The organism is Burkholderia sp. ABCPW 14 (assembly GCF_001523835.1).
GTDB lineage: Bacteria > Pseudomonadota > Gammaproteobacteria > Burkholderiales > Burkholderiaceae > Burkholderia > Burkholderia mayonis.
The window spans coordinates 1-1,676 of record NZ_LOVS01000026.1; the positions used below are offsets into that span (position 1 = coordinate 1).

1 protein-coding gene is annotated in these 1,676 nt (G+C 64.6%); it reads right to left on the bottom strand.

The annotated features are described in order from the left end of the window. Window positions 1-299: 299 nt before the first annotated feature. A partial coding sequence (locus WS62_RS04425; protein ID WP_156440858.1) for a type VI secretion system Vgr family protein occupies window positions 300-1,676 on the bottom strand: 1,377 nt, incomplete at its 5' end.

Sequence of the window (1,676 nt, forward strand, 5' to 3'; positions counted from 1 at the left end):
TCGATGTCCGCCGACAGCGACGAGCCGAGCAGCGCGTCGAAATCCAGGTCCGGGTCGTGGCTCAGCAGTTCCAGCTGATATGACGGCTCCTGCGACAGGTTCTCATGCACCACGAAGCTCAGCGCGATCGCATCCGGCTCCAGCAAGGGACTGCGCAGTTCGATCAGACGCATGGCAGCCCTCCGACCGTACCGGCATCCGCCAAAGAACACGCCGACGAATACACAGCGAGCAGCGAGCCGGTCCTGGTTGGCGATGCGGCCGCGACGGCCGCTTGTGAATGGATATCGCTCATGGGATCAACTCTTCACTTGCATGCCGACCTTCTTCAGGTCGATGCCCACGTCCGAGTAGCTCGCGCCGGTGTACGAGAAGCTGAAGCCCGTCGTCGATACGCTGCTGCCCGTCGTCGATACGCTCGAACCCGTCGTGCTCACCGAGCTGCCGGTGGTCGACACGCTCGAGCCGGTGATGCTCGTCGAGCTGCCGGTCGTCGACATCGACGTGCCCGTGATGCTCGTCGAGCTGCCGGTATTCGACATCGACGTGCCGGTGATGCTCGTCGACGTGCCGGTCACGGACGTACTCGTGCCCGTCATGCTGTTCGACGTGCCCGTGTATGACAGCGACACACCGGTGATGCTCTCCGACTGGCCGGTCGTCGACATGCTGACGTCGGTCCACGACGACGAGATGCCCGTCATGCTGTTCGACACACCCGTCACCGAATTGCTGGAGCCGGTAATGCTCGTGCTCACGCCGGTGAACGACGTCGACACGCCCTTGAAGCTCGTGTCGACGCCGGTAAACGAAGTCGACACGCCGATGAAGCTCGTGCTCACGCCGGTGAACGACGTCGATACGCCGGTGAAGCTCGTGCTCACGCCGGTAAACGACGTGCTCAGGCCGGTGAAGCTCGCGGACACGCCGGTGAAGCTGACCGACAGCCCCGTGTACGACACCGAGATGCCCGTGAAGCTGACGGAGATCCCGACGACCGACGTCGACGTGCCCTTCACCGACAGGTTCAAGTCCTGCGCGATCGACGTCGAGCTGTTGCGCTCGACCGTCTGCTGCATGTCGCGCTCCGCGTGGATCATCACGCGCTCGGCGCCGCGCTGGTCGTCGAACGTGATCTGGCTCGCGTTCTGGAAACCGCCCGCGCGCTTGATCGAGCGCGACACGAGGCCGGTGTAGCGGATGTCCTTCGGCAGGTCGTACGGCGTCGGGTTTTCGCCGTTGTAGACGATCCCCGTCGCGAGCGGACGATCGAGATCGCCATCGACGTAAGTCACGATCACTTCCTGCCCGACCCGCGGCATCGCGAGCACGCCCCAACCCTTGCCCGCCCATGCCTGCGACACGCGAATCCAGCACGACGCATCCGCTTCCGTCGTCTTGTAGCGGTCCCAGTGGAAGTGCACGCGAATCCGGCCGAGCTTGTCGGTATGCACTTCCGACATCTCCGGCCCCACCACCGTCGCGCTCTGGATGCCCGGCACTTCGGGGCGCGGCGTCGTCAGGAGCGGACGGAACGGCTGGTCGTCCGCGAGCGCGCGGAACTTGACCGCGACGTTGCGGCCCTGCGACGTACTATCCGGTCCGTCCTGAATGAACGTCAGCTCGCTGTTCGTCACGTAGTACCGACGATTGCGCTGCGCGGCAGGATGACCGAC